At 67.3% G+C, this 26,387-nt stretch carries 25 protein-coding genes; 10 read left to right on the forward strand and 15 right to left on the reverse strand.

The window, feature by feature from the left end; all coding sequences use genetic code 11:
• Positions 1 to 85: 85 nt before the first annotated feature.
• From KIK15_RS10420 to KIK15_RS10445, 6 genes are all read right to left on the reverse strand, one after another.
• Positions 86 to 1,690, reverse strand: a complete 1,605-nt coding sequence (locus tag KIK15_RS10420) for a GAF domain-containing sensor histidine kinase (RefSeq protein WP_214244143.1) — start codon at positions 1,688 to 1,690, stop codon at positions 86 to 88.
• Between the two features lie 2 nt (positions 1,691 to 1,692).
• The gene (locus tag KIK15_RS10425) at positions 1,693 to 2,352 is read right to left on the reverse strand and encodes a response regulator transcription factor (protein WP_214244145.1); all 660 of its coding nucleotides are present in this window, start codon (positions 2,350 to 2,352) and stop codon (positions 1,693 to 1,695) included.
• A 42-nt stretch (positions 2,353 to 2,394) separates the two neighbouring features.
• A complete protein-coding gene (locus KIK15_RS10430) occupies positions 2,395 to 3,408 on the reverse strand; it encodes a zinc-dependent alcohol dehydrogenase (RefSeq protein ID WP_214244147.1) in 1,014 nt (337 codons plus the stop codon).
• Between the two features lie 100 nt (positions 3,409 to 3,508).
• Positions 3,509 to 5,029: an aldehyde dehydrogenase family protein gene (locus KIK15_RS10435; RefSeq protein WP_214244149.1), complete on the reverse strand. Its 1,521-nt coding sequence runs from the start codon at positions 5,027 to 5,029 to the stop codon at positions 3,509 to 3,511.
• Between the two features lie 148 nt (positions 5,030 to 5,177).
• The gene (locus tag KIK15_RS10440; protein ID WP_214244151.1) at positions 5,178 to 6,107 is read right to left on the reverse strand and encodes an ABC transporter permease; all 930 of its coding nucleotides are present in this window, start codon (positions 6,105 to 6,107) and stop codon (positions 5,178 to 5,180) included.
• Positions 6,104 to 8,698 (reverse strand): alpha/beta fold hydrolase, encoded by a 2,595-nt coding sequence (locus KIK15_RS10445; protein ID WP_214244153.1) that lies wholly within the window; start codon positions 8,696 to 8,698, stop codon positions 6,104 to 6,106. The genes KIK15_RS10440 and KIK15_RS10445 overlap by 4 nt, the downstream gene beginning before the upstream one ends.
• 189 nt (positions 8,699 to 8,887) lie before the next feature.
• On the opposite strand from KIK15_RS10445, the gene KIK15_RS10450 reads away from it, so the two are divergent.
• On the forward strand, positions 8,888 to 10,375 hold the full coding sequence (locus KIK15_RS10450; protein ID WP_214244580.1) for a bifunctional phosphatase PAP2/diacylglycerol kinase family protein: 1,488 nt from the start codon (positions 8,888 to 8,890) through the stop codon (positions 10,373 to 10,375).
• 21 nt (positions 10,376 to 10,396) lie between these two features.
• On the opposite strand, the gene KIK15_RS10455 is transcribed toward KIK15_RS10450, so the two are convergent.
• Positions 10,397 to 11,851: an NAD(P)/FAD-dependent oxidoreductase gene (locus tag KIK15_RS10455; RefSeq protein ID WP_214244155.1), complete on the reverse strand. Its 1,455-nt coding sequence runs from the start codon at positions 11,849 to 11,851 to the stop codon at positions 10,397 to 10,399.
• 144 nt (positions 11,852 to 11,995) lie between these two features.
• Between KIK15_RS10455 and KIK15_RS18600 the strand changes: the two genes are divergently transcribed.
• Positions 11,996 to 12,622 carry a TetR/AcrR family transcriptional regulator gene (locus KIK15_RS18600; RefSeq protein ID WP_214244157.1) on the forward strand — a complete coding sequence of 209 codons (627 nt, stop codon included), beginning with the start codon at positions 11,996 to 11,998 and terminating at the stop codon, positions 12,620 to 12,622.
• 1 nt (position 12,623) lies between these two features.
• On the opposite strand, the gene KIK15_RS10465 is transcribed toward KIK15_RS18600, so the two are convergent.
• Positions 12,624 to 13,223 (reverse strand): TetR/AcrR family transcriptional regulator, encoded by a 600-nt coding sequence (locus tag KIK15_RS10465; protein WP_214244159.1) that lies wholly within the window; start codon positions 13,221 to 13,223, stop codon positions 12,624 to 12,626.
• 217 nt (positions 13,224 to 13,440) lie between these two features.
• Between KIK15_RS10465 and KIK15_RS10470 the strand changes: the two genes are divergently transcribed.
• From KIK15_RS10470 to KIK15_RS10495, 6 genes are all read left to right on the forward strand, one after another.
• Positions 13,441 to 14,286, forward strand: coding sequence for an SDR family oxidoreductase (locus KIK15_RS10470; protein WP_214244160.1), 846 nt, complete (start codon positions 13,441 to 13,443; stop codon positions 14,284 to 14,286).
• Between the two features lie 54 nt (positions 14,287 to 14,340).
• Entirely contained in the window at positions 14,341 to 15,717 is a 1,377-nt protein-coding gene (locus KIK15_RS10475) for an NAD(P)/FAD-dependent oxidoreductase (RefSeq protein WP_250324435.1), read from the forward strand.
• 79 nt (positions 15,718 to 15,796) lie between these two features.
• Positions 15,797 to 16,252, forward strand: coding sequence for a 6,7-dimethyl-8-ribityllumazine synthase (locus tag KIK15_RS10480; protein ID WP_214244162.1), 456 nt, complete (start codon positions 15,797 to 15,799; stop codon positions 16,250 to 16,252).
• A 136-nt stretch (positions 16,253 to 16,388) separates the two neighbouring features.
• Positions 16,389 to 17,036: an AIM24 family protein gene (locus KIK15_RS10485; protein WP_214244164.1), complete on the forward strand. Its 648-nt coding sequence runs from the start codon at positions 16,389 to 16,391 to the stop codon at positions 17,034 to 17,036.
• A gap of 5 nt (positions 17,037 to 17,041) precedes the next feature.
• The gene (locus KIK15_RS10490) at positions 17,042 to 17,731 is read left to right on the forward strand and encodes an AIM24 family protein (RefSeq protein WP_214244166.1); all 690 of its coding nucleotides are present in this window, start codon (positions 17,042 to 17,044) and stop codon (positions 17,729 to 17,731) included.
• A 10-nt stretch (positions 17,732 to 17,741) separates the two neighbouring features.
• Complete coding sequence (locus KIK15_RS10495; RefSeq protein ID WP_214244168.1) at positions 17,742 to 18,494, forward strand: AIM24 family protein; 753 nt, start codon at positions 17,742 to 17,744, stop codon at positions 18,492 to 18,494.
• A gap of 187 nt (positions 18,495 to 18,681) precedes the next feature.
• Here the strand turns inward: KIK15_RS10495 and KIK15_RS10500 are convergent, their stop codons facing one another.
• From KIK15_RS10500 to KIK15_RS10525, 6 genes are all read right to left on the reverse strand, one after another.
• Entirely contained in the window at positions 18,682 to 19,074 is a 393-nt protein-coding gene (locus KIK15_RS10500) for a CrcB family protein (RefSeq protein WP_307851830.1), read from the reverse strand.
• Entirely contained in the window at positions 19,050 to 19,496 is a 447-nt protein-coding gene (locus KIK15_RS10505) for a CrcB family protein (protein ID WP_214244170.1), read from the reverse strand. The genes KIK15_RS10500 and KIK15_RS10505 overlap by 25 nt, the downstream gene beginning before the upstream one ends.
• Positions 19,497 to 19,522: 26 nt before the next feature.
• Positions 19,523 to 19,954 carry an Ohr family peroxiredoxin gene (locus tag KIK15_RS10510; protein WP_214244172.1) on the reverse strand — a complete coding sequence of 144 codons (432 nt, stop codon included), beginning with the start codon at positions 19,952 to 19,954 and terminating at the stop codon, positions 19,523 to 19,525.
• A gap of 68 nt (positions 19,955 to 20,022) precedes the next feature.
• Positions 20,023 to 20,643 (reverse strand): hypothetical protein, encoded by a 621-nt coding sequence (locus KIK15_RS10515; RefSeq protein ID WP_214244174.1) that lies wholly within the window; start codon positions 20,641 to 20,643, stop codon positions 20,023 to 20,025.
• Between the two features lie 13 nt (positions 20,644 to 20,656).
• On the reverse strand, positions 20,657 to 21,676 hold the full coding sequence (locus KIK15_RS10520) for an aspartate-semialdehyde dehydrogenase (RefSeq protein WP_214244176.1): 1,020 nt from the start codon (positions 21,674 to 21,676) through the stop codon (positions 20,657 to 20,659).
• Positions 21,677 to 21,679: 3 nt separating this feature from the next.
• A complete protein-coding gene (locus KIK15_RS10525) occupies positions 21,680 to 22,945 on the reverse strand; it encodes an aspartate kinase (protein WP_214244178.1) in 1,266 nt (421 codons plus the stop codon).
• A gap of 129 nt (positions 22,946 to 23,074) precedes the next feature.
• Between KIK15_RS10525 and KIK15_RS10530 the strand changes: the two genes are divergently transcribed.
• Both KIK15_RS10530 and KIK15_RS10535 read left to right on the forward strand, forming a co-directional pair.
• Positions 23,075 to 24,379 (forward strand): hypothetical protein, encoded by a 1,305-nt coding sequence (locus KIK15_RS10530; RefSeq protein WP_374222843.1) that lies wholly within the window; start codon positions 23,075 to 23,077, stop codon positions 24,377 to 24,379.
• 184 nt (positions 24,380 to 24,563) lie between these two features.
• Positions 24,564 to 25,583, forward strand: a complete 1,020-nt coding sequence (locus tag KIK15_RS10535; protein ID WP_214244180.1) for a TerC family protein — start codon at positions 24,564 to 24,566, stop codon at positions 25,581 to 25,583.
• A gap of 47 nt (positions 25,584 to 25,630) precedes the next feature.
• Here the strand turns inward: KIK15_RS10535 and KIK15_RS10540 are convergent, their stop codons facing one another.
• Positions 25,631 to 26,362, reverse strand: coding sequence for a TetR/AcrR family transcriptional regulator (locus KIK15_RS10540; protein ID WP_214244182.1), 732 nt, complete (start codon positions 26,360 to 26,362; stop codon positions 25,631 to 25,633).
• Between the last annotated feature and the right edge of the window lie 25 nt (positions 26,363 to 26,387).

Consider the following 26,387-nt stretch of genomic DNA (forward strand, 5'->3'; position numbering starts at 1 on the left):
CGCGCGTCCCCAGTGTGCAAGGCCACCGGTGTAGGTGGACCTAGGCACCTGCGGCAAGGGACGAAAGTCCCCGCGGCGCCATCGCCTACAGCGGCACCTGCCAGGTGACGGTGGTGCCGCGGCCATCCGGGCCGGCGTCGACCGAAACGCTGCCGCCGAACTCCTCGGCCCGTGAGGCCAGGTTGGCCAGGCCACGCCGGGTGACCGAGGTGGGCAGTCCGCTTCCGTCGTCGGTGACGACGACCGACACCTGATCTGACACCGACACCACCGCGGTGCCCTGGGTACCACCGGAGTGCCGGATGGCGTTGCTGACCGATTCCCGCACCACGGCCACGATGTGCTCGGCCAAGGCGGGGTGTACCACCGACAGTGGCCCCACGATGCGCAGCGCGAATCGCATCGAACCGCCACGGGTGAGCTCCTCGATGGCGTGCCGGATCCTCTGCCGCAACACATCCGGCCCGGCCGCCGATCCGTGTAGGTCGAAGATGGCCGCTCGGATGTCTTGGATCACCTCTTGCAGATCGTTGATGGTGGCGGTGAGGCGGGCCTCGATGGCGGGTTCGATGGTGCGCTGCGCGGTGCTCTGCAACGACAGTCCCGCGGCGAAGATCCGCTGGATCACGTGGTCGTGCAGGTCGCGGGCGATGCGGTCACGGTCGGAGAGCACATCGAGCTCACGTAGCCGCGCAGCCGAGTCGGCCATCGACATGGCCAATGCGGCCTGCTCGGCGAAACTCGCTGCCAGCGTGACCATCTCATCGGCAAAGGACGGCGCGTCGGCGGCCCGAACGCACACCAGCACCCCGATCACCCGGTCGGCCAGCGACATCGGTGAAACCAGCACCGGACCGAACGGGCTGATCGGAGCGGCCGTCGGGTTGACGTCGAGAGCGTCGGCTCGCGCGGCCCTACGTTCGACAAACGCACGCCCCGTGGTGGATCCGGCCACTGGGATCTGCCGACCCATCACCTGGGCAGCGGCACCACCATCGGCCACCGACACCAACAGCTCGGTGGTCGCACTGCCCGCGGCCTCGGTGGGCACCGCGATGTAGGTCAGGTCGGCGCGGGTCAGTCCGCGGGCCCGCTGGGCCACCATGGCCAACACGTCGTCGGGATCGGTGCCGGCCAGCAACTCGGTGACGATGTCTCGGGTGGCGCTGATCCAGGCCAGCCGGGTTTGCGACTGCTCGTAGAGCCGAGCGTTCTCCAACGCGATCCCGGCCGCGGCGGCCAACGCGCGGATCACCGACTCGTCGTCGTGGGTGAACCCGGTGCCGGTCATCTTCTCGGTGAGGTACAGGTTGCCGAAGTTGTCCCCGCGCAACAGGATCGGCGCACCCAGAAACGAAACCATCGGCGGATGATGATCGGGGAACCCGACCGAGGCCGGATGGTGTTCGATGTCGTCGATCCGCACCACCTCGGGGTGCGACAGCAACAACCCCAACACCCCGTCGCCCGTGGGCAGCGACCCGATCCGCTCACGCTGCGCATCGTCGATGCCCTCGTAGATGAACGCACTGATCCCACCGTCTTCGCCGCGGACCCCGATCGCCCCGTAGCGGGCGTCGACGAGGTCCATGGCCGTGCGCACGATCGAGCGCAGTGTGTCGGCCACGTCGAGGCCGGGGGTGCTGACACCCCCTGCGTCACAGTCGGATTCCCCCCCGGCAGTCGCCATGATCAGTTCGGATGCGCGTCGGGACCGGATCTGTCGTGCAGCCTGGACACCATCACCGCCGCCTGCGTGCGGCGCTCGAGGCCCAGTTTCGACAGCAGCCGCGACACGTAGTTCTTGACGGTCTTCTCCGCCAAAAACATTCGCTCGGCGATCTGACGGTTGGTCAGGCCTTCGCCGATGAGTTCGAGGAGGACGCGTTCCTGATCGGTCAGCTCATGCAGCGGGTCGTCGACGGGTGTGGCGTCGGCCCGCAGCCGCCGCATCAACGCGTCGGCGGCCCGATTGTCCAGCAACGAGCGGCCCGCGCCGACGTCCTTGATGGCCTTGGTCAGCTCCATACCGGTGATGTCTTTGACCACGTACCCGCTGGCCCCGGCCAAGATCGCGTCGAGCATCGCCTGATCTTCGGTGAAGGAGGTGAGCATCATGCAGCGCAACCCGTCCACCCGGTCGAGCAGCTCCCGACACAACTCGATGCCGTTGCCGTCGGGCAGGCGCACGTCGAGAACCGCGACGTCGGGACGCAACGCGGGGATCCGGGCGAGCGCCTGCGCGCAGTTGCCCGCCTCGCCGATCACGGTGAGTTCGACATCGGTCTCGATGAGGTCGATCAGGCCGCGCCGGACCACCTCGTGGTCATCGACGAGAAAAACACTGGTCACAAGTCCAGAGTAGCCCCGTTCGCCCCGACCGGGGCCCACTGCTCAGAACTCGAAGACCACCCGCGCGGGCACCGTGCCCGCCAGGACGTCACTGATCGACTCGTTCACCTCGTCGAGCTTGCGTGTCTGGCTGACGATGGTGGTGCGCCCGGCCGCGTGCAGGGCGAACACGTCGGCCAGATCGTTGCGGGTACCCACGATGGATCCGATGATCGATTTGCCGTTGATGACGGTGTCGAAGATGGGGACGTTCATCGCGCCGTTGTCAGCCGGCAGCGCCACACACACCAGCCGTCCGCCGCGCCGCAGCGACCGGTAGGCCTGGTCGAAGGAGATCGGGTTGACCGCCAACGCGATGGCCACATCGGCGCCACCGAGTTCCTCGATCTGCTCGGCCGGATCGCGGGTGGCCGCGTTGACCACATGGTCGGCCCCGAGTTCGCGGGCCATCTGCAACTTGCTGTCCTCGATGTCGACGGCGATCACGATGGCCCCCATCGCGCGGGCATACTGCACCGCGAGATGACCCAACCCGCCGATCCCGAACACCGCGACGGTCTCCGCCGGAGCCACCTTGGCCACCTTCACCGCCTTGTAGGTGGTCACGCCCGCGCACGACAGCGGGCCGGCATCCACCGACGACACCCCGTCGGGCACCGGCGTGGCGAATGAGGCGTTGACCGCAGCGAACTCGGCGAACGAACCGTTGACCGAGTAGCCCGAGTTGCGTTGCGCAGCGCACAGCGTCTCCCACCCGGAGATGCATTCCCGGCATTCACCGCAGGCGTATCCCAGCCATGCGATGGCCACTCGATCACCCACGGCACGGTTGGTGACGCGCGCGCCGATCTCCACGATGTGACCGATCCCCTCGTGGCCGGGGATGAACGGCGGAACCGGCCGCACCGGCCAATCCCCATGTGCGGCATGGATGTCGGTGTGACACAACCCGGTGGTCTCCATCTGCACCAGGACCTCGTCGGGGCCGATCTCGGGAACCGGTACGTCCTGGATCTCCAGTGGCTTGTCGAAGGCGGTGACTACAGCAGCTTTCATGACGAACTCCTCAATGTGACACAACGATTCGAATGCAACGTGGGGGCACACGGGCGTCCCACCCCTCCGAGGGTGTGGACCCCGCTTCACACGACCCGGTTCAGAACAGCCCCATCGGCTCCGGGTCGTAGCTGACGAGCAGATTCTTGGTCTGGCTGTAGTGGTCGAGCATCATCGCGTGGTTCTCCCGGCCGATGCCCGAGATCTTGTAACCACCGAACGCCGCCCCCGCCGGGTACTGGTGGTAGCAGTTCACCCACACCCGACCCGCCTGGATCGCCCGGCCCATCTCGTATGCGCGGTTGCCGTTTCGCGTCCACACCCCCGCGCCGAGGCCGTAGAGGCTGTCGTTGGCGATGGCCAGCGCTTCGGCGTCGTCACGAAAGGTGGTGACGGCCAACACGGGTCCGAAGATCTCCTCCTGGAAAACCCGCATGTGGTTGTCCCCGCGCAGCACCGTGGGCTCGAAGTAGTAGCCGCCGGCGAATTCACCGGGCATGGTGGCCCGCCGGCCACCGATGAGCACCTCGGCACCCTCGTCGATCCCGATCTGGACGTAGGAGCTGATCTTGTCCAACTGCGCTGAACTGACCTGCGGTCCGAGTTGGGTCTGCAGGTCCAGCGGGTTGCCCTGCCGGATCGCGGCGATACGGTCGAGGCAGCGGGCCATGAAGTCGTCGTAGATCTCCTCGGCGATCAACGCCCGCGACGGACAGGTACACACCTCACCCTTGTTGAAGGCGTAGAGCACCAGGCCCTCGACGGCTTTGTCGAGGAAGGTGTCGTCGTGGTCCAGCACGTCGGCGAAGAAGATGTTGGGCGACTTGCCGCCTAGTTCCACCGTCGAGGGGATCAACGCCTGCGCGGCGTACTGCATGATCAGTCGACCGGTGGTGGTCTCGCCGGTGAAGGCGATCTTGGCGATGCGACCGCTGGTGGCCAGCGCTTTGCCGATCTCGGCGCCGGGACCGGTCACCACGTTGATCAGACCCGGGCGGATGACGTCCTCGATGACCTCCATCAGCTTCAGGATCGACCACGGTGTGGGCGAGGCCGGCTTGAGCACCACGCAGTTACCTGCGGCGAGGGCAGGCGCCAACTTCCACGCCGCCATCAGCAGCGGGAAGTTGAACGGGATGATCTGCCCGACCACGCCGAGCGGCTCGCGAAAGTGGTACGCCACGGTCTGTTTGTCGATCTCGGTGGAGCGACCCTCTTCGGCTCGGATGGCGGCGGCGAAATACCGAAAGTGGTCCACCACCAACGGGATGTCGGCGTTCAGGGTCTCGCGGATAGGTTTGCCGTTCTCCCACGTCTCGGCGACGGCCAGCATGTAGGCACTCTCCTCGATCGCCTCAGCGATGGCGGTGAGCACCGCGGCGCGGCGGGTCGCCGACTGATCGGCCCACGCGTCCTTGGCGGCGTGGGCGGCGTCGAGGGCCAACTCGACGTCAGCGGCGGTGGAGTCGGCCACCTCGGTGATGGCGCGACCGGTCGCCGGCGCGAGGTCGGTGCGGTAGCGTCCCTCGGTCGGGGCGATCCACTTGCCACCGATGAAGTTGTCGTAGCGCGGGGCCACGCTGACCAGGCTGTCGGGTGCTCCGGGTGCGGTGTAGATCATGACGGTGCTCCTCGCTGGACGACACGTGCTTCGTCCTTCGAGTACAGCCCCGCCCGCGCCCGGCCCCCAGGGCCAAAGGTCCCCGGAAGTGGGCCTTCGGCCCCCGTGAGTGAATTGTGACCGCCGCAGGTCTAAATTCCCTCACGGGTCAGCTGACGATGTCCTTGCGGTCGAACCACCAGAACGCCGCCCCGAACAACACCGCCGCGTAGATCAGCGCCAACCCGACGCCCTTGGCCATGTCGTCGTAGACGATGGTGGAGTCCAACGCGTCGATCCAGGACAACTGATAGTGGGTGGGCAGATACTGCCGGTAGGGGTCGAGCGCCGAGATGGCGTCGAGGATGTTCGACAGTATGACCAGCATGGTCGCCCCGCCGACCGCCCCCAGCGGGGCATCGGTGAGCACGCTGAGTCCAAATGCGAACCCGGCCACCACCAGCGACTGCACCAGCGTGTACGCGACCACGAGAGCCAGTCGCAGCAGGGTCTGTCCGGTGGTGAACGTGCCGCCGGTGGGTGACTGCGCCGGCGACCAGCCGAAGAACAGACCACCGATCACGTAGGCCCACAACGGCAACGCGATCAGGGCGGCGGCGCTGGTGGCCAGACCCACGATCAGCTTCTGCCGCAACAGATGTGCGCGACGCACCGGGATGAGCAGCAGATAACGCAGCGACGACCAGCCCGCCTCACCGGCGACGGTGTCGCCGGTGAACAACGCCACCAACACCGTCAACAGGAACGACCCGGCCGCGAACTCGGTGAACAACGCGAAGTTGGCGGCACTGTCGGTGGCCAGGGTCGCCAGCGCCGAGGCCTGCCGACCGTTGCCGTTGTCGGCGTTCGCACCGCCCCCACTCAACGAGAACGCCACCGCGATGATCGGCGGCAAGACCAACAACAGCAGCGCCGCGATCTGGGTGCGGCGCCGGCGCAGCTGCCGGGACAACTCCACCCGCAGGCTCAGCGTGGCCGACGGACAGAATTCGACCGGGGCCACCGGGCCGAGGGACTCGAGTCGGTCGTGCACACCCTTGCGGGTGGCCGCCACCGGGACCGATGCCTTGTCGCTCATCGTGATTCATCTCCGATCAAGTCCAGGAACGCATCCTCGAGATGCCGCCGCGACTCCACCACCGTCGCGCTGATCCCGGCTGCAGCCAACACCTCACGCGCCCGATCGACGTCGCTGACCGACAGGGTGCTGGACGCGGCCCCGGCCAAAGCGTCGACGGTGCCCGCCGAGATGAGCCGTCCCTTGTGCATGACCACCACGTGACTGCAGGTCTGTTCCACCTCCGAGAGCAGGTGACTCGACACCACCACGGTGCGCCCGGTGGCGGCGTATCGCCGCATCACCTCACGCATCTCGGCGATCTGTGGTGGGTCGAGACCGTTGGTGGGTTCGTCGAGGATCAGCAGCTCAGGCAGCCCCAGCATCGCCTGGGCGATGGCCAGTCGCTGCCGCATGCCCTGGCTGTACTTGCGCACCTTGCGGTCCACCGACGCACCCAGCCCGGCGATCTCCAGGGCGGTCTCGAAGTCGGCCTCGGCCATCGGCCGGCCGGTGGCCGCCCAGTACAGGGTGAGGTTGGCCCGTCCACTCAGGTGCGGCAGCATGCCCGGCCCCTCGATGAACGCCCCCACCCGGGCCAGTACCGAGGCACCCGGGCGCACCGGCTCGCCGAACAACTCGATGCTTCCTGAGCTGGGACTGATCAGGCCCACGATCATCCGCAGCACCGTGGTCTTGCCTGCCCCGTTGGGTCCCAGCAGACCGACCACCTGCCCGGCCGACACGGTGAACGACACGTCGTCGACGGCACGGTAGGAGTCGCCGTACTCCTTGCTCAGACCCCGGACCACGATGGGGGTGCGTGCAGCGGCATCGCGACGCTCGCCGACCTCCCGGCGCACGCTGTCCTCAGTTGCGTTGCGGCGCCTGTTGATCCAGCGCACCACCACGATGAACCCGGCCATCGCCAGCACACCGGCCAGCGGCCACCGCCACGGGATGGGGGTGGAGGACTCGCTGCCGGTCAAGGTCGAGAGCGTGACGTTGGGCGAGTCGAGCGCCACGGTGTACGAGCGGGCGTCGACCGGTAGGCGGTAGCCGAGGTCGGTGGTCGAGACCTGCACGGCCAGGCGATGACCCGAGCCCACCGTGCGGACCACCGAGGGCAACGCCACGGTGACCGCGCGCGGCAGCCCGGGGGTGAGATCGGTGAGCCGGACCGGGGTGACCAACCCCGACGGCTGGGTGCGGCGACCGTCGGGGGCCACGTCGATCAGGGACACGAACAGGGTGGCGTCGGTGGTGGTGGTCGGGGTGATCACCAGCCGCACACTCGAGGACCCACCCAGCAACGCCGAATCATTCAACCGAGGCGAGGTGAAGGTGGCCACCTGTCCGGGGATGGCCGACAACGCCCCCGCCGCCCCACCGAATGTGGATGCGGCCGACAGCAATCCCCCGATGCCGGGCACTGCGGTGATGGCTGCGATGGTGCCCGCCGCCGGAGCGTTGATCACCTGAGCCGGACCGTCGAGGGCGATCAGACGGGCCCGCTGCGCGTCGGCCAGCGAGGTGGCGCTGACCCGTTTGGGCTCGGACCGTCCGGTCGCGGTGGACACCGAGCCGTCGGGAACCTCCACCGAGAATCCGCCGTTGGCCGGCGCGTCGGACCGGGCCAGTGTGCGCGCGAACCACGACCGGACCGCCGCGGTCGGGGTGCCGCCGGGTTGGTCGTGTCCGCCGATCCGCCACTGCATACGCACCGGGGTGCCGGCAGCCCGGATGCCGAACGCGTTGCGGACGGCCTGATCGATCGGGAACAACGAATCCTGTTGCCCCTGCGTGAGCAGGGTGGGCGCGGTGATCCGGTTCAGGATGCTCGCCGGGCTGGAGGCGGCCATCAGTTGCTGCAGCTGTGCGTCGGGTGTGCCTGCGGCAGCCGACCGCTGGTAGGCCGCGCAGACATCGGGTGCGAACCGGCCGCAGCCGTCGGGGGTGGGGAGCGCGGCGGCCTGGGCGAACAAGGCCCCGGCCCAGAACTGTTTGAACACACCGGGTTCGGCTCCCAACGACGGGAACAGGGCCTGCGACAACGAGTTCCAGGTGATGTCGGCGGCCACCGCATCCACCCGTCGGTCGTATCCCGCGGTGAGCAGCGCCAGTGCACCGCCGTAGGAGGCGCCGGCGATCCCCACCCGCGGATCGCCGGGCGCGTCGCGGCGCACCTGCGGCATGGTGGCCAGGCGGTCGATGATCTTGCGCGCGTCGGCCACCTCGTAGTCGGGGGCATCGAGGTGGATCGACCCACCCGAGGCGCCGAACCCGCGAGCGGTGTAGGTGACCACCACGTAGCCCGCACGTGCCAGCGAGCGGGCCTGCCCGGTGAGGTCGCTCTTGCTGCCCCCGAATCCGTGGGCCAGGATCACCGCGGGCGCGGGGGTGGAGCGCGGCAGGAACAGATCCGCGTCCAGGGTGACCGGAAGTCCGGCCTCGGGTACCCCGTCGATGCGCATCTGCTGCTCGGTCAACGACGCCGTGTCGTCACCGGACACCGCGAACGACACCGATCCGATCACCACCACCAGCACGATCACCGCCGAGAGCGCCCACCATCGGCGGCGACCGGCGAGAAACGATCGGATCCCCCTCATCGATCCATCATGCGCTACGCGTGCGGGCGCGCGTTACCCACCCCGGCCTGCGGAGATGGTCGGGGAGATCGGTCGCCACGGTGCGTCGACCAGGATCGTGTGGTAGGCGTGAACCACCCGGTGCAGCATCGAGCCGGCGACGAGAGGACATGGGTGAAAGACCAGACCGGGGCGAGAGACCAGGCCCGAATGTGGCGGCGAATCCATCGAACGGTGACCCGGTGGGTGTCGGCCACCGATCGCCGGATCTTCGACTCGGTGGCCGCGTCCTCGCATCCGGTGATCGACGTCGTGATGCTGCGACTGACCCAGGCGGCCACGTTCTCGCGGCTGTGGATGGTGATCGCGGCGGGGATGTGGTTGTTCGGGGGACCCGCACACCGACGCGCTGCCGTACGCGGGATGGCCAGCGTGGCGGTCAGCAGCCTGGTGACCAACCAGGGGGCCAAGCGACTACGCGGCCGTCGGCGTCCCGACCACAGAGACGTCCCTGTCCAGCGCAAACCGCGACGGATGCCAACGTCGAGCTCGATGCCCTCGGGCCATTCGGCCAGCGCCGCGGCGTTCGCGGTCGGGGTGTACCTCGAACACCGACCGACCGGGCGACTGCTCGCCCCGTTGGCCGCGGCGGTCGGGGTGTCGCGGGTGGCCACGGGGGCGCACTACCCCAGCGACGTGGTGGTCGGCGGTGCGCTGGGCGGCGGCCTGGCCGCAGCGCTGAGCAAGGTGGTCAAACCCAAGCGGCGCCGTGTCTTCGAGCCGGCCCCGTCGACGATCGCATCCCCGGTGGACACCGACGGCACGGGCATCGTCGCCGTCGTCAACCCGGCCTCGGGCAGCGGCACCGGCTTTCGCATCATCGAACAGATCCGGCGCGACCTGCCCGGGGTGGAGATCGTCACCCTCGATGAGCCCGGCGCCTTGGTCGCGACGCTGACCGAGGTGGCACAGCGGGCCACGGTCCTCGCGGTCGGTGGGGGCGACGGTTCGGTGGCTGCCGGTGCCACCGTGGCCTTGAAGACCGGTCGACCACTGGCGGTGTTCCCGGGCGGCACGTTCAACAACTTCGCGCGCGACATCGGTTGTGCCACCGTCGATGACACCGTCGAGATGATCCGTGGCGGTCACCTCGCCCGGGTGGACGTGGGCAACCTCAACGGCGACCGGATCTTCATCAACACCGCCAGCATCGGCGCCTACCCACGGTTCGTGCGGCAACGCCAGAAGCTGGAACACCGCATCGGCAAACCGTTGGCCGCAGCGTGGGCCACGCTGTACATGCTGCTGCACGACACACCGGTCCGGCTCAGCGTCGACGGCCGGTTGATGAACGTCACGATGCTGTTCATCGGCACCTCGGAGTACTCCACCGCCGAGTTCACCGCCCTGCACCGACCCCGGCTCGACGACGGCGTACTGGACATGCGCATCCTGCGCGTGGACCGAAAGTTCGCCCGCCTCCGGGTGTTCGGTGCCCTGATGGCAAATCAGCTCGACCGGTATGGCTACTACCACCAGCGGGTCACCACCGGCGTACGCATCCAGGCCATCGACGGCCCGACCGTGGTGGCCCTCGACGGCGAGATCGGACAGGAGTATCGGTCGGCGGTGTTCACCGTCGAACCCAGCGCGTTGACCGTGTTCGGTCACAACGGAAACGGCGACCGCCACCGCTGAACCGAGAGGTTGCGCGCGCGATCAGCGGGCGATCAGGTGGTCGTCTTCCTTGAAGGACTTGGCGATCTTGCGGAAGGTGAAGCTGAATCCGGGGAACATCGCGATGACATGCCCGGATTTCGACTGATACCAGCTGTGGCAGCCACCGCTCTTCCACACGGTGCCTTCCATCTCGTGGTGCACCATCTCGGTGTAGCGCTTCTCGGCCGCCTCGCGCACCTCGATGGTGCGGGCGTGCTGCTTTCGCACCTTGTCGATGGCAGTCATGATGTATTCCATCTGCGCCTCGATGACGAAGATCGCCGAGGTGTGCCCGATCCCGGTGTTGGGGCCGGTGACGATGAACAGGTTGGGGAACGACGGGATGGCCGTGCCGATGTAGGCGTGCGGGTACTCCGACCACGTCTCGCTGAGCTTGGCGCCGTCGCGACCGATGACCGGGTAGGAGATGACGCCGTCGGTGGCGTCGTATCCGGTGGACCACACCAGTAGGTCGAGGTCGATGTGCTCGCCGCTGGTGGTGATCAGACCGGTCTCGGTCACCTCTTTGATGCCGTCGTTCTTGTCGTGCAGCGTCGAGTTGGGGGCGGCGATGGCCGGGTAGAGCGTGTTGGACAGGATGATCCGCTTGCACCCGATGGTGTAGTCGGGGGTGAGCTTGGCCCGCAACACCGGGTCGGCGATCTGCCGGTCGAGCAGCTTGAGCGCCTTGCGCCCGGCCACGAAGTTCAGGGCCGTCCGCGAGTACTTGAAACCCACGATGCGGGTCTCGAGGCCGAAGTAGATGGCGGTGCGGATGGCGCGGTAGATCGCGGTGATCCCCAGCAGCTTGCGCTGCCAGGCGGTGAACTTCCGGTCTGGCCGCGGCATCACCCAGTGCGGCGTGCGCTGGAAGATGTGTAGCTGCTTCACCTCGGGTTGGATGGCCGGGATGATCTGGGCGGCGCTGGCCCCGCTGCCCACGATGGCAACGGTCTTGCCGGTGTGGTCGTAGGTGTGGTCCCAGTCGTTGGTGTGAAACTGCTTGCCGCGGAACTTCTCACGACCGGGGAACGGCGGGATGACCGGTGTGCTCAGCGGGCCGGTGGCGTTGATGACGAACTGCGCGCGGAACTCGCCCTTGGTGGTCTCGATCGCCCAGGCGTTGTCCACCCACTCGATCTTCTCCACGTTGGCGCTGGTGACGGTCCGCTCGCGCAGCCCGTGCTTGTCGATGACGTGCTTGGTGTACTCCTCGAGTTCGTCGCGCTCGGCGAACATCTGTGACCACTGGTACGGCTCTGATGCGATGGAGTACAGCGGTGACTGAACGTCCACCGCGGCGCCGGGATAGGTGTTCTGCATCCACGTCCCGCCCATGAACTCACGCCGCTCGAGGATGATGAAGTCGTCGATACCTCGTTTGAGCAGGTTGATGGCAGCGCACTGCCCGCCGAACCCGCTGCCGATGATGATCACCTGATGTTCCTGCGCCATGCCGAAATGGTATCGGACTAGCAACGTTGTCGGATACGCCTGAGAGTCGGCTCGGCCCGCCTCCCTAGACTCGACGTACCGGGCACAGGTCGGCCGGTGGGTCGCAGCGCCCGTCAAGAACGGTGGAACAGAGGTTGGGAACGGGTGGGGCGACGATACGGCGGGGTCGAACAGGAAGATCGCCGGCAGCTGCGACGTCAGGCGTTGCTCGAAGCCGGGCTCGAGGAGTTCGGGACCCGTGGCTACCAACGCGTCACCGTCAAACAGATCTGTGAGCGGGCCGGACTGACCCAGCGCTACTTCTACGAGTCGTTCACCGACCGTGAAGCCCTGCTGGTCGGGGTGTACGACTCGATCACCGCGACCGTCCGCGAACGCACCCAGGCCGCGATCGACGTGGACTCTCCGCTGGAGACGATGATCGACACGGCGCTGACGGTGTTCGTGGAACTGCTCACCTCTGATCGTCGTCGCGCCCGCATCATGCTGCTCGAGGTGATCGGGGTGAGCCCGGAGCTGGAGGCGCGCCGCTACCGCGTGATCCACGGATTCGCCGATCTGATCGTGGCGGCCGCCACGGCCCGACCCGGGGTGACCCTGGAGCCGGAGATGGCCCACCACGCGGCCGTCGGCCTGGTGGGCGCGGTGAATCAGCTGCTGGTGGACTGGGAACTCGGCGGGGGCGTGGGCGACATCGGCGTGATCCTGCAGGTATGTCGAAAGATGTTCGCGGCCATGTTCACCCTGATCGCGGCGACCGAGACCGCCTGATCTAGAGGCCTGCGGCCTCCAACAGGTGGATCAGGACCGTCACCGAAGCCTCGACCCGGGCCGGGTCGGGGTCGGCCAGCCAGTGCAGCACGATCCCGTCGAAGGTGGCCGAGGCCAGGGCGGCCAGCGCGGGCAGGCCGCCGGGGACCGTCGCCTCGATCTCGGCGGCGAACGGCTGCAGCTGCCGTTGCGCCTCCTGCAGATACAGCCGGTATTGCCGAGTGGCGAGGTCGCGCAGCTTGGGTGAACGCAACGCGTAGACGGTGATGTCGTAGGCGGCGAGCTGCCGGATGGGATCGTCGGTGACCACCGATTGCAGGGCAGCCCTGAGGGTTTGCGCAACAGTGCCACCTGAGCTGCGCACCCCTTCGGTGGCCTCGTTGATCTCGGCGAGGATGGCCTTCACCGCTTCTTCGAGCAACTCGTCTTTGTCGGCGAACCAGTAGTGCACCTGGCCCTGCTGCACGCCGGCTTCCTCGGCGATGCGCCGAGTGGTCGCGGCCTGGGTTCCGTCCCGGGACAACACCCGCAACGCGGCCTCGATGAGCAACTGCCGAGTCCCCTCGGACGACTTCTTGCGGTTTCGCCGCGGCTCGGACATGGGGTCAGATTACAAAGCGCCGATCGTGGCCCCGTCGCCGATCACGGCGAGGCAACGATCGTCGGATGCCTGTTGATCGAGACGCACCCCCCGGGGTATCCTTTAGGTCAGTTGACCTAAACAGACGACCTGCTCAGCCGGGCACCAGCCCACCAGAGACCACCCGCCGAGAGACCACCCACCCAGAGACCACCAGAACGACATCCAAGGAGTACCGATGAGCACCACGCGTTACGCATTGATCACCGGAGCGGCCGGCGGAATCGGTCTGGAGGTCGCCCGTCGGATGGCACGTCGCGGCTACACGGTCGTGGCCGTGGAGCGCGACATCGAGCTGGCCACCACTGCGGCCGAGCGGATCGGAGCCTCCTCGGTCCCGGTGGCCTGCGACCTGTCCGATCGCGACTCAACGGCCGCGCTGGCCGAGAGGATCCGGACCGAATGGGCCGACGCGCTCGAGGTGGCCTTCCTCAACGCGGGCATCATCATCCCCGGCAAGGTCGTCGACATCGCCCCCGAGATCATCGACAAGCACCTCACGATCATGCTCAACAGCACCACCGTGTTGGCCCAGGCCGCCGCCACGGTGATGGTCGCCCGCGGTCGCGGCGCGATCGTCGCGACGGTCTCCCACGGCGGCATCCTGGCGCTGCCGGGTTCGGCCCCCTACTCGGCGGCCAAGGCTGGTCTACGCGCGTTCTTGACCGCGCTCCACCACGAGGTGCGTGAGGCCGGGGTGAGCGTCTCGGCCCTGTTCCCCAGCGCGGTCGACACCCCGATGCTCGAGCACGAGGCGGCCTCCGGCGGGAGCACGCTCAACTTCATCGGCAAGATCAGCACCATCGACGATGTCGCCGACGCCTTCGACGAGGCGCTGCGCACCGGCAAGCCGGAGCTCCACATCCCCCGTGGCGATGGACTGTTCGTCGCGTTGATGCAGTCCTTCCCGCGCATCGCACGAAAGCTCATGCCCTACGCCGAGCAGCTCGGCGCCAAGGGCCGCGACCGCTACCTCGCCCAGGTGGCCGAGCGTGATCGTCTGCGCCCCAACGTGAATGCGTGACCGCGATGAATCGCTCCGCCCGAGCCCATCCGCCCCCGTTCGAAAGGACCTGACATGACCACCCAGCTCACCGACCGCTCGTCCGCCGTCGCCATCATCGGTGCCGGCCCGGCCGGCCTGTCCGCCGCCCGTATGTTCACCAACCTCGGCATCGACTACGACCATTTCGAGCGCCACACCGGCGTCGGCGGGCTGTGGGACATCGACAACCCGGGCACCCCGATGTACGAGTCGGCTCACTTCATCTCCTCGCGTGACGTGTCGGGCTTCTTTGACTTCCCCATGCCGAAGACCTACGGCGACTACCCCACCCGGCTCGAGGTCTTGCAGTACACGAAGGACTTCGCCGAGACCTTCGGGCTGTCCGAGAAGATCACCTTTGCTACAGCCATCGAATCGGTGGTCGCCGACGGCGACACGTGGATCGTCACCGCGACGAACGGCACCGCCGGCCGCTACCGCGCGGTGGTCTGCGCGACCGGGACCAACTGGTTCCCCAAGTCGCCCACGCATCCAGGACAGTTCAACGGCGAGGTCCGCCACTCCAGCACCCATCGCGCGGCGAATGAGTTCGCGGGCAAGCGCGTCCTGATCGTCGGACTGGGCAACTCCGGCGCCGACATCGCCTGCGACGCAGCGCAAAACGCCGAACGCGCATTCATCAGCGTGCGCCGCGGATACCACATCATCCCCAAGCACGTCCTGGGCGTGCCGGCGGACACGCTCGACGAGACCGGCCAGTTCCTGCCCCGATGGATCGAGCGTCCCCTGATGACCGGTGCTCTGAAACTGCTGGTCGGAGACGTCACCCGGTGGGGTCTGCCCAAGCCCGATCACAAGCTATTCGAAAGCCACCCGCTGCTCAACTCGCAACTGCTGCACCACCTTCAGCACGGCGACATCCACGCCAAGGGCGATGTGGAGCGTTTCGACGGCGATCACGTGGTCTTCACCGACGGTAGCCGCGAGGAGATCGACGTCGTCATCTACGCGACGGGCTACACGATGGCCATCCCCTACGTCGACGACCAGTGTTTCGAATGGTCGGGCACCCGTCCCGACCAGTACCTGACCGCGTTCAACCGCAAGCACAAGAACCTGTTCACGCTGGGCTACCTCGAGGTGAACTCCAGTGCCTACACCCTGTTCGACAACATCTCGAACGTGGTGGGGCAGTACCTCAAAGCCCAGCAGGACCGACCCGAGGTGGCCGAGGCGTTCGACCACGCGATCGCCACGCACCGTCCGGACCTGACCGGCGGCCTCAGGTTGGTCGACTCCGATCGCCACGCGAACTACGTCGACGCCAAGACCTACAAGAAGGTGTTGGCCCGCGTGCGCGCGAAGTTCGGGTTCAGCGACCTGACCCCCGGTCAGTTCGACGCCATCATGAAGAACGCGGTCGAGAGCCGACAGCCCGCATCGGTGTGACACCTGGCAGCAGGCGACCCCCGGAACCGGTCTGGTTCCGGGGGGCGTCGGTCCTTCGAGGTCTGGCAGACTTTCACCCATGACCACGTCGCCCCGACGCATCGCCTTCATCCAGGCCACCTGGCATCGCAGCATCGTCGATCAGGCGCGGGACGGATTCATCGAACAGCTCGCCGCGTTGGGTCGTCCCCGACACGACATCGACGTGTTCGAGGTGCCGGGCGCCTTCGAGATTCCCCTGGCCGCACAACGTCTCGCCCGCAGCGGCGACTACGAGGCGATCGTGGGGGCGGGTCTGGTCGTCGACGGCGGCATCTACCGCCACGACTTCGTGGCCACCGCCGTGATCGACGGACTGATGCGGGTCCAGCTCGACACCGACGTGCCGGTGTTCTCGGTGGTGCTCACCCCCCACCACTTCCACGAACACGACGAACACCAGACCTACTTCACCGAGCACTTCCTGAAGAAGGGTGCCGAGGCCGCATCGGCTGTCGTGCGATCGCTGCAGCCACTCACCCCGATCACCCCGTGACGGCCGCCCCCGGGTGATCGCCGCCGCCTGGGGCACCCGACAGAACGCAATCCGGGGTGAACTCCCGGGAACGTCGCGTTGATCGTGCGCACCACGATGCCGACCGTTCCCCTAGTATTTGTGCACTTGCCCGGCAATGAACAACAGATGGGGGACGCCCGTGGCCGAACTGGTCGAGCACTCCAAGCGCATCGTCGAAGCCCGATTACAGAACTCGTCGATCCGCGCAATCTCCGGGTCGATGGTCTCCTACCTCGGTGAAGTCGGGTTCAAGTCAGCTGGTTTCGGTGGCGGCGCCGGGGTGCTGGCCGGGCTGAAGCAGCGGGCGACCGGCGAGAGTCTGTCGTTGATGGAATGCACCGGCAACGGGGTGGTGCACCTGGCCGTCGACGGGCAGTACGTGACGGTGCTGCCACTGAACAACGAGACCCTGCAGGTCGAGTCGCAGCAGCTGTTGGCGATGGCAGGCAACCTGCAGACCAACGTCACCTTCGCCGGACTCGGCGGGATGAGTTCGGGTCAGGGCCTGTTCACCACCACTGTCACCGGTACCGGCCAGGTGGCGTTGCTCTCGGCGGGCGGGCCGCTGATCCACCTGGAGGTCAACCCGAATCTGCCGCTGGTCGTGGACCCCGATGCGTTCGTGGCCGCGAAAGGTCAACTACAGCAATCGTTTGTCACCGATGTCAGCTGGCGCGACGCGGTCGGTGCGGGCGGGGGCGAGGCGTTCTCGCTGCGGTGGCAAGGCCACGGCGTGGTGTCCATCCAACCGGCGGAACGGTGATCGACATGGTCTTCGAGAAGGTCAACAGCAAAGTCGTCAAGGTCGACATCGGGCGCGCGGGCGGCGTGGTGGCCCGCAAGGGCGCGATGCTGTTCTACACCGGCGCAATCACTTTCGCACCGCACGGGATGCCCGGCGGCGGAGCGGGGATGGGGGCCATCGGCGGGATCGCCGGCCGCATGATGGCCGGTGAACACGAACGCACCATGCTGGCCCAGGGAATGGGCGAGGTGCACTACGGCTTTCGTGGACTTGCCGTCCACGTCGTCGACATGCCGCAGGGCGGGACGTTGATGGCTGACGCCTCTCGCCTGCTCGGGCACACCGCGGGGCTGCAGTCCTCGGTGGTCAGCGTGCAAGCGCAAGGTGGTGGTGGCGGAGGCGGTCTGCGCGGCGCCCTACGCGGTGCGGCCACCGGTGTGTTGACCGGCAACGGCTTGATGACCACGCAACTGCAGGGTGCCGGTGCGGTGGTGCTCCTCGCTCACGGTGAGGTGATGGAGTTGCGGGTGGGACAGCATCCGGTGGTGGTCGACCCGCAGGCCTTCGTCGGAACGTGGGGAAACGTTGCCGTGCAAATGAAGTCAGCGTTGAGTTGGCGCGACGCGGTGGGCCGTGGCTCTGGTGAAGCCATGCAACTGCACTGCACCGGCGACGGCATCGTCTTCGTCCAGGCATCCGAACAGAAGTTGTGAGGGACTGTCCATGAGCACTGTGCTGAATCCGTCGCAACTTGTCGGTCGCGACAACATCCCCGGCAACACCTACGCTTACTACCTGAACCTGGAGAAGCCCTGGATCATGTCCAAGGGCGCGATGATCGCCTACTACGGGCAGATGCAGTTCACCGCGCTGATGCAGGGTCTGCGCGCTGGGATGTTGGGCCACCTGGCCGGCACCGTCAGCGCCCCGATGTACATGGGCAACTTCGTCATTGCCCAGGGCCAGGGCGTCCTGATCATCGGTGACCGTGGCTACGACATCAACTCCTACGATCTCGACGCAGGCAACCTCACGATCCGCGCGGCCAACCTGTTGGCCTTCGAGCCGGGCCTGGAACTCAAGCAGTCGATCGTGCCGGGATTTCTCACGCTACTGGGCACCGGAACGTTCCTGGCCTCGTCCAACGGGCCGGTGATGTTCGCCGAACCGCCGCTGCGGGTGGACCCGCAGGCGTTGGTGGGCTGGGCTGACTGTCCGTCGCCAAGTCACCACTACGACCAGAACTGGATCAACGGTTTCATGGCGGCCGGTGCGGCGATGATGGGCGCCGGCAGCGGTGAGGAGCAGCAGTTCGACTTCACCGGTGCCGGAACAGTTCTCATCCAGTCCACCGAAAAGATCATCAATGATGTCGACATCGTGCGGACCATCGAGGCCCAGATCCCCGGGCTGTCGCAGGCCGGACTGCAGTCGGTGATCGCCCGCGCACGCGCCAACCTGCAGCAGCAGCAGTAGCTCCTCGCACGGTCGGCTGCAGTTCGCACGCCCACCACCCGTTCGCACGGAAGGTTGCCGCTCGCACGCTCACCACCCGTTCGCACGGTCGGCTCCAGTTCGCACGGTGCATGCAGCGTGCGAACTGCACGCCACCGTGCGAATGTGCTGACACCGTGCGAACAGCGGCGAGGCGTGCGAGACAAGCTCAGCCGAGAAGGTGACCCGCGCCGAGTCCGATCGCGCACGCCAGCAGGGACAGCAGCAGGTTCGCGCCGCCAAAGGCGACGGCGGCACCGGTACGACCAGTCCGCAGCAGGGTGACGGTCTCCACGCTGACAGTGCTGAAAGTGGTGTAGCCGCCGCAGAATCCGGTTCCCACCAGGCTCAGCCACGTGCGGTCGGCGTGGCCGGCTGCCACTATCCCGGCGATCAGACCGATCAGCATCGACCCGGTGACGTTGACCAGCAGCACCTGCCAGGGCGTGGTCCACCGAAAGCGGTGGACGAGTTCGCCGTCGACCACGAACCGCGCCACCGCCCCCAGCGAGCCGGCCAGGGCGACCCACACCCCGATCATCGGCGCCGACCCGTACGCCACAGACCTACCGTCCGGCGGCCCGCGAGATAGCCCAGTGCCGCCCCCGCGAGCCCCACTGAGACGGTGGCGATCACGTAGCCCACCGCCGGCAGCCAGTGCCCGTCGGCGATCAGCCGGTCAGTTTCCAACGCAAACGCGCTATAGGTGGTCAGTGATCCACAGAACCCCACGCCCACGAGTAGCCGGGCCTGCAGCCGAGCACCCGTGTCGTCACCGAGGCCGACGAGGGTGGCCGCCAACAGACCGAGGATGAACGACCCGATGGCATTGACTCCGATTGTCGCCCACGGCCACTCGCCGCGAGCGGCAGGCAGTGCCGTCTCCGCGCCGTAACGCACAGCGGTGCCTGCCAGACCACCTACGAACACCAGCGCCAGCAGTGGCCAATGCAGGTGTCGTGGGCGATGGGTCTTGTCAGGCACCGCTACACGCTAGTGGACTGCCGCGATCAGACGCGAGCGGTCACCTTCTGCTCGATGTTGCCCTTGGTGGCCTTGGAGTACGGGCAGAAGGCGTGCGCGGCGGCGGCCATCGCGTCGGCGTCGGCCTGGCTGGCGCCGGGGATCAGCACGTCGATGTCGGCGGTGAGACCGAAACCGCCATCGGCGGGATCCTTGCCGATGCCGATGGTCACGTTCACCTCGGCGTTGTCGGGCACCTTGTGGCCGGCCTGACCGGCGGTGGCGCGCAAAGCACCCATGAAGCAGGCGGCGTACCCAGCCGAGAACAGTTCCTCAGGGTTGCTGCCCTCGCCGCTGCCACCGAGTTCCTTCGGCGGACGCAGGTCGAGATCGATCTGACCGGTGGCCGAGTAGACCTGGCCGTCCCGGCCGCCGCCGGTGGCCTTGGAGGAGATTGTGTACGCGGTCTCGATGCTCATACGTGCTGTCCTTTCGAAAGGGGGTTACGTGGAGAGAACGTCGCAGACAGCGCAGTTTGTTCCGGCACTCACGGCCGGAACTTCATCGGTTCCGGTAGCCACTGATTGACGCTGCGCCGCAACGTGAACAGAGCGCACAGCACCAACGCGCCGAACTGGGTCCAGCCCAGGACCGGGGCCAGGACCGAGGTGGAGTCGTAACTGAACAGCAGGTCGAGGCCGACCGGGATGGCGATCAGCGTGATCACCACCAACGCCAGGAAGAAGCTGCGCACGTTGCGGCTGTGACGACGCCCGATGGCGGTGAGCAGCGGATACTGCAGGGCAATCACCACGCCGATGCCCACCAACATCACCGGCGGGAAAGTCTCCGACAGCGAGCGCGCCTGCTCGGGCGTGATGGTGCCCTGCGGATCACCCGGCGCCGACGATTCCATCCGGATCCGCAGCGCATCAGAGATGGACCCGAGGTCGAGCAGACCCAGGATCATCACCACCAGTCCCGCGCCCGCCGACACCAGCCACAACAGGTAGGCGTGGTGCAGCGCGGTGGGTGGCGGACCGATCTCCTCGGGCCGAGAGTCACGGTCGGCGGAGGTCCGCCCGGCGGCGATGGCCGCGAGGTCCATGGCGTCGAGCTCAGCCATGCTGGGCACGCGGTCGGGATCGTCGGGGCCGGTGGGGTTCATGGCGCAGCGGTCCTCAGACCAGCAGCTCAGCGATCTGAATCGTGTTGAGCGCTGCGCCTTTTCGTAGGTTGTCGCCGGAGATGAACAGGGCCAGGCCGCGGCCGTCCGGGACCCCGGGATCGACCCGGATCCGTCCGACCAGCGACTCGTCGGCACCGGCGGCCGCGCGTGGGGTGGGCACGTCGACCAACCGCACACCGGGTGCACCGGCGAGGATCTCCTGCGCGCGGGCCGGCGACAGCGGTCGGTCGAACTCGGCGTTGATCGACAGCGAGTGGCCGGTGAACACCGGCACCCGCACGCAGGTACCACTGACCAGCAGCTCCGGCAGACCCAGGATCTTGCGTGACTCGTTGCGCAGCTTCTGGTCCTCGTCGGTCTCGAACGATCCGTCCTCGACAATCGACCCGGCCAGCGGGATCACGTTGAAACCAATCGGCGCAACATATTTCACCGGATCCGGGCCAGACATCGCGGCGCCGTCGTGCACCAGCGCCTCGGCATCGTCGATGCCGGCGCGCAATTGATCGGCCAGTTCGGCGACACCGGCCAGGCCGCTACCCGAGACCGCCTGATACGACGAGACGATCAGCCGACGCAGCCCGGCTTCGTCGTGCAGCGGCTTGAGCACCGGCATGGCCGCCATCGTGGTGCAGTTCGGGTTGGCGATGATGCCCTTGGGCGGGTGGTGCGCCAGCTCGCCGTTGACCTCCGAGACCACCAGCGGCACATCGGGATCCTTACGCCAGGCCGAAGAGTTGTCGATGACGATCACCCCGGCCGCCGCGAACCGCGGGGCCTGCTCGCGCGACGTGGTGGCTCCGGCCGAGAACAACGCGATGTCCAAACCGGACGGGTCGGCGGTGGCGGCGTCCTCCACGGTGATCTCGCCATCGCCCCACGGCAGCGTAGTGCCCGCCGACCGGGCCGAGGCGAAGAACCGCACCTCGTCGGCGGGAAAATCACGCTGCGCCAACAGGGTTCGCATCACTGCGCCCACCTGACCGGTGGCTCCCACCACGCCGATCCGCATACCTCAGCGCCCCGTTCCGGCGTGCACCACGGCAGGCTCGTCGCCGCCGAGATCGAACGCGGCGTGGATGGCGCGCACCGCGTCGTCGAGTTCGGTGTCACGGCACAGCACCGAGATCCGGATCTCGGAGGTGGAGATGAGCTCGATGTTGATGCCGGCCTCGCTCAGCGCCTCACAGAAGGTGGCGGTCACGCCAGGGTGGGTCTTCATGCCGGCACCCACCAACGACACCTTGCCGATGTGGTCGTCGTAGAGCACCTCGGAGAACCCGATCTCGGCCTTGAGGGCCATCAGCTTCTCCACCGCCAGTGGCCCCAGCTCGCGCGGCAGGGTGAAGGTGATGTCGGTCTTGCCGGTGTCGACCTTGGAGACGTTCTGCAACACCATGTCGATGTTGATGTCGGCATCGGCCACCGCGCGAAAGACCTTGGCCGCGAAGCCCGGTTGGTCTTCGAGCCCGACGACGGTGATCTTGGCTTCGCTGCGATCGTGTGCCACACCGGTGAGAATTGCGTCTTCCACTGCGATGTCCTCCATCGATCCGGACACGATGGTGCCGGGTTTGGTCGTATACGACGAGCGCACGTGAACCGGGACGTTGTAGCGGCGCGCGTATTCGACGCACCGCAGCATCAAGACCTTGGCCCCACACGCGGCCATCTCCAACATCTCCTCGAACGAGACCGTCTCGAGGTGGCGGGCGTCGGGCACGATGCGTGGGTCGGCGGTGTAGATGCCGTCGACGTCGGTGTAGATCTCGCAGACGTCGGCGTTGAGCGCTGCGGCCAACGCGACGGCGGTGGTGTCTGATCCGCCGCGCCCGAGGGTGGTGACATCTTTGGTGTCCTGGGAGACGCCCTGGAACCCCGCGACCAGCACGATCTTTCCCTCGTCCAGGGCGCTTCGCAGTCGGCCGGGGTCGACGGCGATGATCTTGGCCGACCCATGGCTGCTGGTGGTGATGACGCCGGCCTGCGAGCCGGTGAACGACTGGGCGTGGGCGCCCAGCGAGCTGATGGCCATGGCGACCAGCGCGTTGGAGATGCGCTCGCCGGAGGTGAGCAACATGTCCATCTCGCGCGGCGGCGGCGCCGGGTTGACCTGCTGGGCCAGTTCGAGCAGCTCGTCGGTGGTGTCGCCCATGGCCGAGCACACCACCACCACGTCATTGCCCGCCTTCTTGGCGTCGACGATTCGCTCGGCCACCCGGCGAATGCGTTCGGCTGAGGCGACCGACGATCCGCCGTACTTCTGCACCACCAGTGCCACGCCGGCCTACCTCCGCTGTCTGCGCGCCATGCCTGCTCAGTGAGCGGCCCCGAACAATCGCTCATCACCATACCGCCACCATGACGACGGTCCGATGGCCGCGACGGGTCGGGGCCTACGATCGACGTCGTGTCGCACACCAGCACCGCCGACGCCCCCACCGCCGGCGAACCGATCGCCGCCTCCGCGGCTCAACGCCTTGCCTCGTTGGTGGGGCGTCATCGCGATTGGTTGACCCCGGTGCTGATCTTCCTGGGCATCCGCGCGCTGAGTGTCACCACGCTGGCCTACTTCGCCGACGTGCGCGGCGGAACGGTGCGCGGACACCTGTCGGACTGGGACGGCAAGTGGATGCTGGCCATCGCGCAGTACGGCTACAACCGGGTGCCCTACTCGCAGGTGGACGCACGTGGGCTGCGCGACGACAACACCCCGTACGCATTCTTTCCCGGATACCCGATGCTGGTCGGGCTGGTGGACAAGCTTCCGGGGTTCTCCACCTACGGGGCGGCGATGACGGTCAACCTGGTGGCTGGAAGTCTGGGCGCAGTGGGAGCAGCTCGCCTGGGTGCGTTGTGTGCCGCCCGTATGGCCGCTCGCGCACGGCGCCGACCGGGCTGGTTCACCGACTCCATGCCGTTCTCGGCACGGGTGTCGACGTGGCTGACCGCGCGCACCGACGCCGACCCGGTCGACCCGCGTCGCGTGGGGCTCATCCTGGTGGTGCTGTTCTCCGCCGCCCCGATGGGTGTGGTGCTGTCGATGGCGTACACCGAGGCCCTGTTCTGCGCGTTGACGGTGTGGGCGCTGGTGGCCGTGATGGAAAGGCGTTGGCTGCTGGCCGGACTCACCGCGATGGGCGCCGGGCTGACCCGCCCCACCTCGGTGGTCATCGTGGGCGTGGTGATGCTGGCCGCGCTCGTGGCCGTGCGCGAGGGACCGCGCGTCTGGGCGGCGCTCGCGTTGAGCCCGCTGGGCTACCTGGGCTACCTGGCGGTGGTGTGGCACCACACGGGCAGCCCCACCGGCTGGTTCACCATCCAGACCCGCGGCTGGGACACGCGATTCGACTTCGGTTCGGCTACAAAGGAATTCGTGCGCTACGCCTTGACCAGCTCCGCTGAGGTGGCGGTGGTGGCCAGCGCCTGGATCATCATCGCCAGCGTGGCGCTGGTGGCGGTGGCCGTCTGGGAGCGAATGCCGTGGCCGGTGCTGCTCTACGGCACGCTGCTGGTGGCGTCGATCATCGCTTCCAGCGGGCTGATGATGAGTCGACCACGTCTGCTGCTCCCGGCCTTCGTCCTGCTCATCCCGGCCGCGATCGCGCTGGCCCGCAGCCGGTTGTCCACCCAGATCTGGGTGCTGGCATCGGTCATCGCCCTGAGTTGCTGGTTCGGGGCGCACATGTTGACGGTGTACCCGCACGCCATCTGATCGGCTCGCTCGACCGGTGCCGGGACGTCGCGCCTCCGGTATCCTTGGCGACGAGGGGAGTATCCCGTCGCCTGTAGGTCGTCAATACGGCTCATTCGTGTGAGCCCGGCCTACGGGGCGCCACCGGCGCGGGAGAGACCTCACGGATCGGACCATGTGTCCACGCAAACCCGTGAGGTGCTTGATGAATGTTCCACTCTGGGCATGGCTGGCGGTCATCGGTGTCATCGCCGCCATGCTGCTGATCGACCTGTTCGCCCACCGCACCGCTCATGTCATCGGTCTTCGCGAGGCCGCCCTGTGGTCGGTCTTCTGGGTGACCTGTGGTGTCGCTTTCGGTGGGGTCATCTGGGCGGTGTACGGCGCCGAACTCGGCCAGCAATACTTCGCGGGCTATCTCATCGAGAAGTCCCTGGCCGTGGACAACGTGTTCGTGTGGGCGATCATCTTCGCCTTCTTCGCGGTGCCACGAGAAGTACAGCACCGCGTGCTGTTCTACGGCGTGGTGGGCGCGTTGGTCTTCCGCGGCATCTTCATCGCCGGTGGAGCCGTGCTGATCGACCGCTTCGCCTGGGTGCTCTACCTGTTCGCCGTGTTCCTGGTGTTCACCGGGATCAAGATGGCGGTTCAGCGGGACAGCCACATCGACCCGTCCACGTCGCGCACGCTGCGACTGTTCCGCCGCGTCATCCCGATGACCGACGCGTATCACGGGCAGCGGTTCCTGATCCGGCGCGCCGGCGTGCTCATGGCCACGCCACTGCTCGCGGTGTTGGTGCTGGTGGAGATCACCGACGTGATCTTCGCCGTCGACTCCATCCCGGCGATCTTCGCGGTCACCGACGAAGCGTTCCTGGTGTTCACCGCCAACGCCTTCGCCATCCTGGGTCTGCGTGCGATGTACTTCCTACTCGCCGACGTCATCCACCGATTCGTCTACCTCAAGGTGGGACTGGCCCTGGTGCTGGTGTGGGTGGGCGTGAAGATGGCCCTGAAGGTGGATGTCTTCTACATCCCGACGGTCATCTCGCTGGCCGTGATCATCACGATCATCGGTGCGTCGGTCATCGCGAGCCTGCTCGCCACGCGCGGACAACAGCGTCGACCGCTGGCCGCGCCGGCCTCATCGCCCTTCCGGGTGGCAACCGCGGACGAAGAGGCCCAGCTCGAGCCACTGTGGCGCCGGTCGACCGCTGATCGATGATTGGGCGAACCCCGGGGAGTACGTTCTCGCCGGGGTTCGTTCGCGTCTCAGCGACCCGCCCGGGCCTCGAATCCGTCGCAGAGCAACTCCACCCCGTCGTCGAGGCGACGGCGGAGGTCGGTGATGCCGTTGTCGTGGCCCAGCCCGCGCAGCGTCGCCACGCGGGGGAACGCGGCCAGTTCGGCGGCGGTGGTCTCGCGGGCGTCGAGTACGGCCACGAGATCACCGTCGAGTGCGGCATCTGCGGTGCTGCGCAACAACTCACCGGCCACCGAGGTCAGCGCGACCCCCTGCACGAAACTCCACAGGGTCACCGTCATCTCGGCCGCCCGCACCGGGGTCACGTCCAGCTGCGCGAACGCGGCCATCATCCAGTCCAGGCATCCCAGGCTGGCCGCACCCATGCTGTGTCGGGGCGAGGAGTAGGCCAGCACCACCCACGGATGTCGTTGGTAGAGCGTCCAATCGATGTCGGTGGCGATGCGCACGCATTCACGCCAGTGTCGATGACCCACCACGGCGGCGGCGTCGCGGTGATCGGTGGGGACCGGGGCGCCGGGCATCTCGTGGGGGTAGGGGAAACGCGCGCCCACCGCCTCGGTCATGGCGGTCAGCAGGGCGTCCTTGTCGGCCACATGGCGGTAGAGCGACATGGCGCCTACGCCGAGACGGTCGGCGATGGCGCGCATGGTGACCGCGGCGAAGCCGTCGGCGTCGGCGATGTCGATGGCCGCGTCGACGATCGCTGCCCGGGTCAGGCGCGGTTGGGAAGATGTCATTTGCTCACATGGTAACGGTTGGGTA

Origin of the sequence: Williamsia sp. CHRR-6 (assembly GCF_018474015.1) — a bacterium.
Taxonomy (GTDB): Bacteria; Actinomycetota; Actinomycetes; order Mycobacteriales; family Mycobacteriaceae; genus Williamsia_A.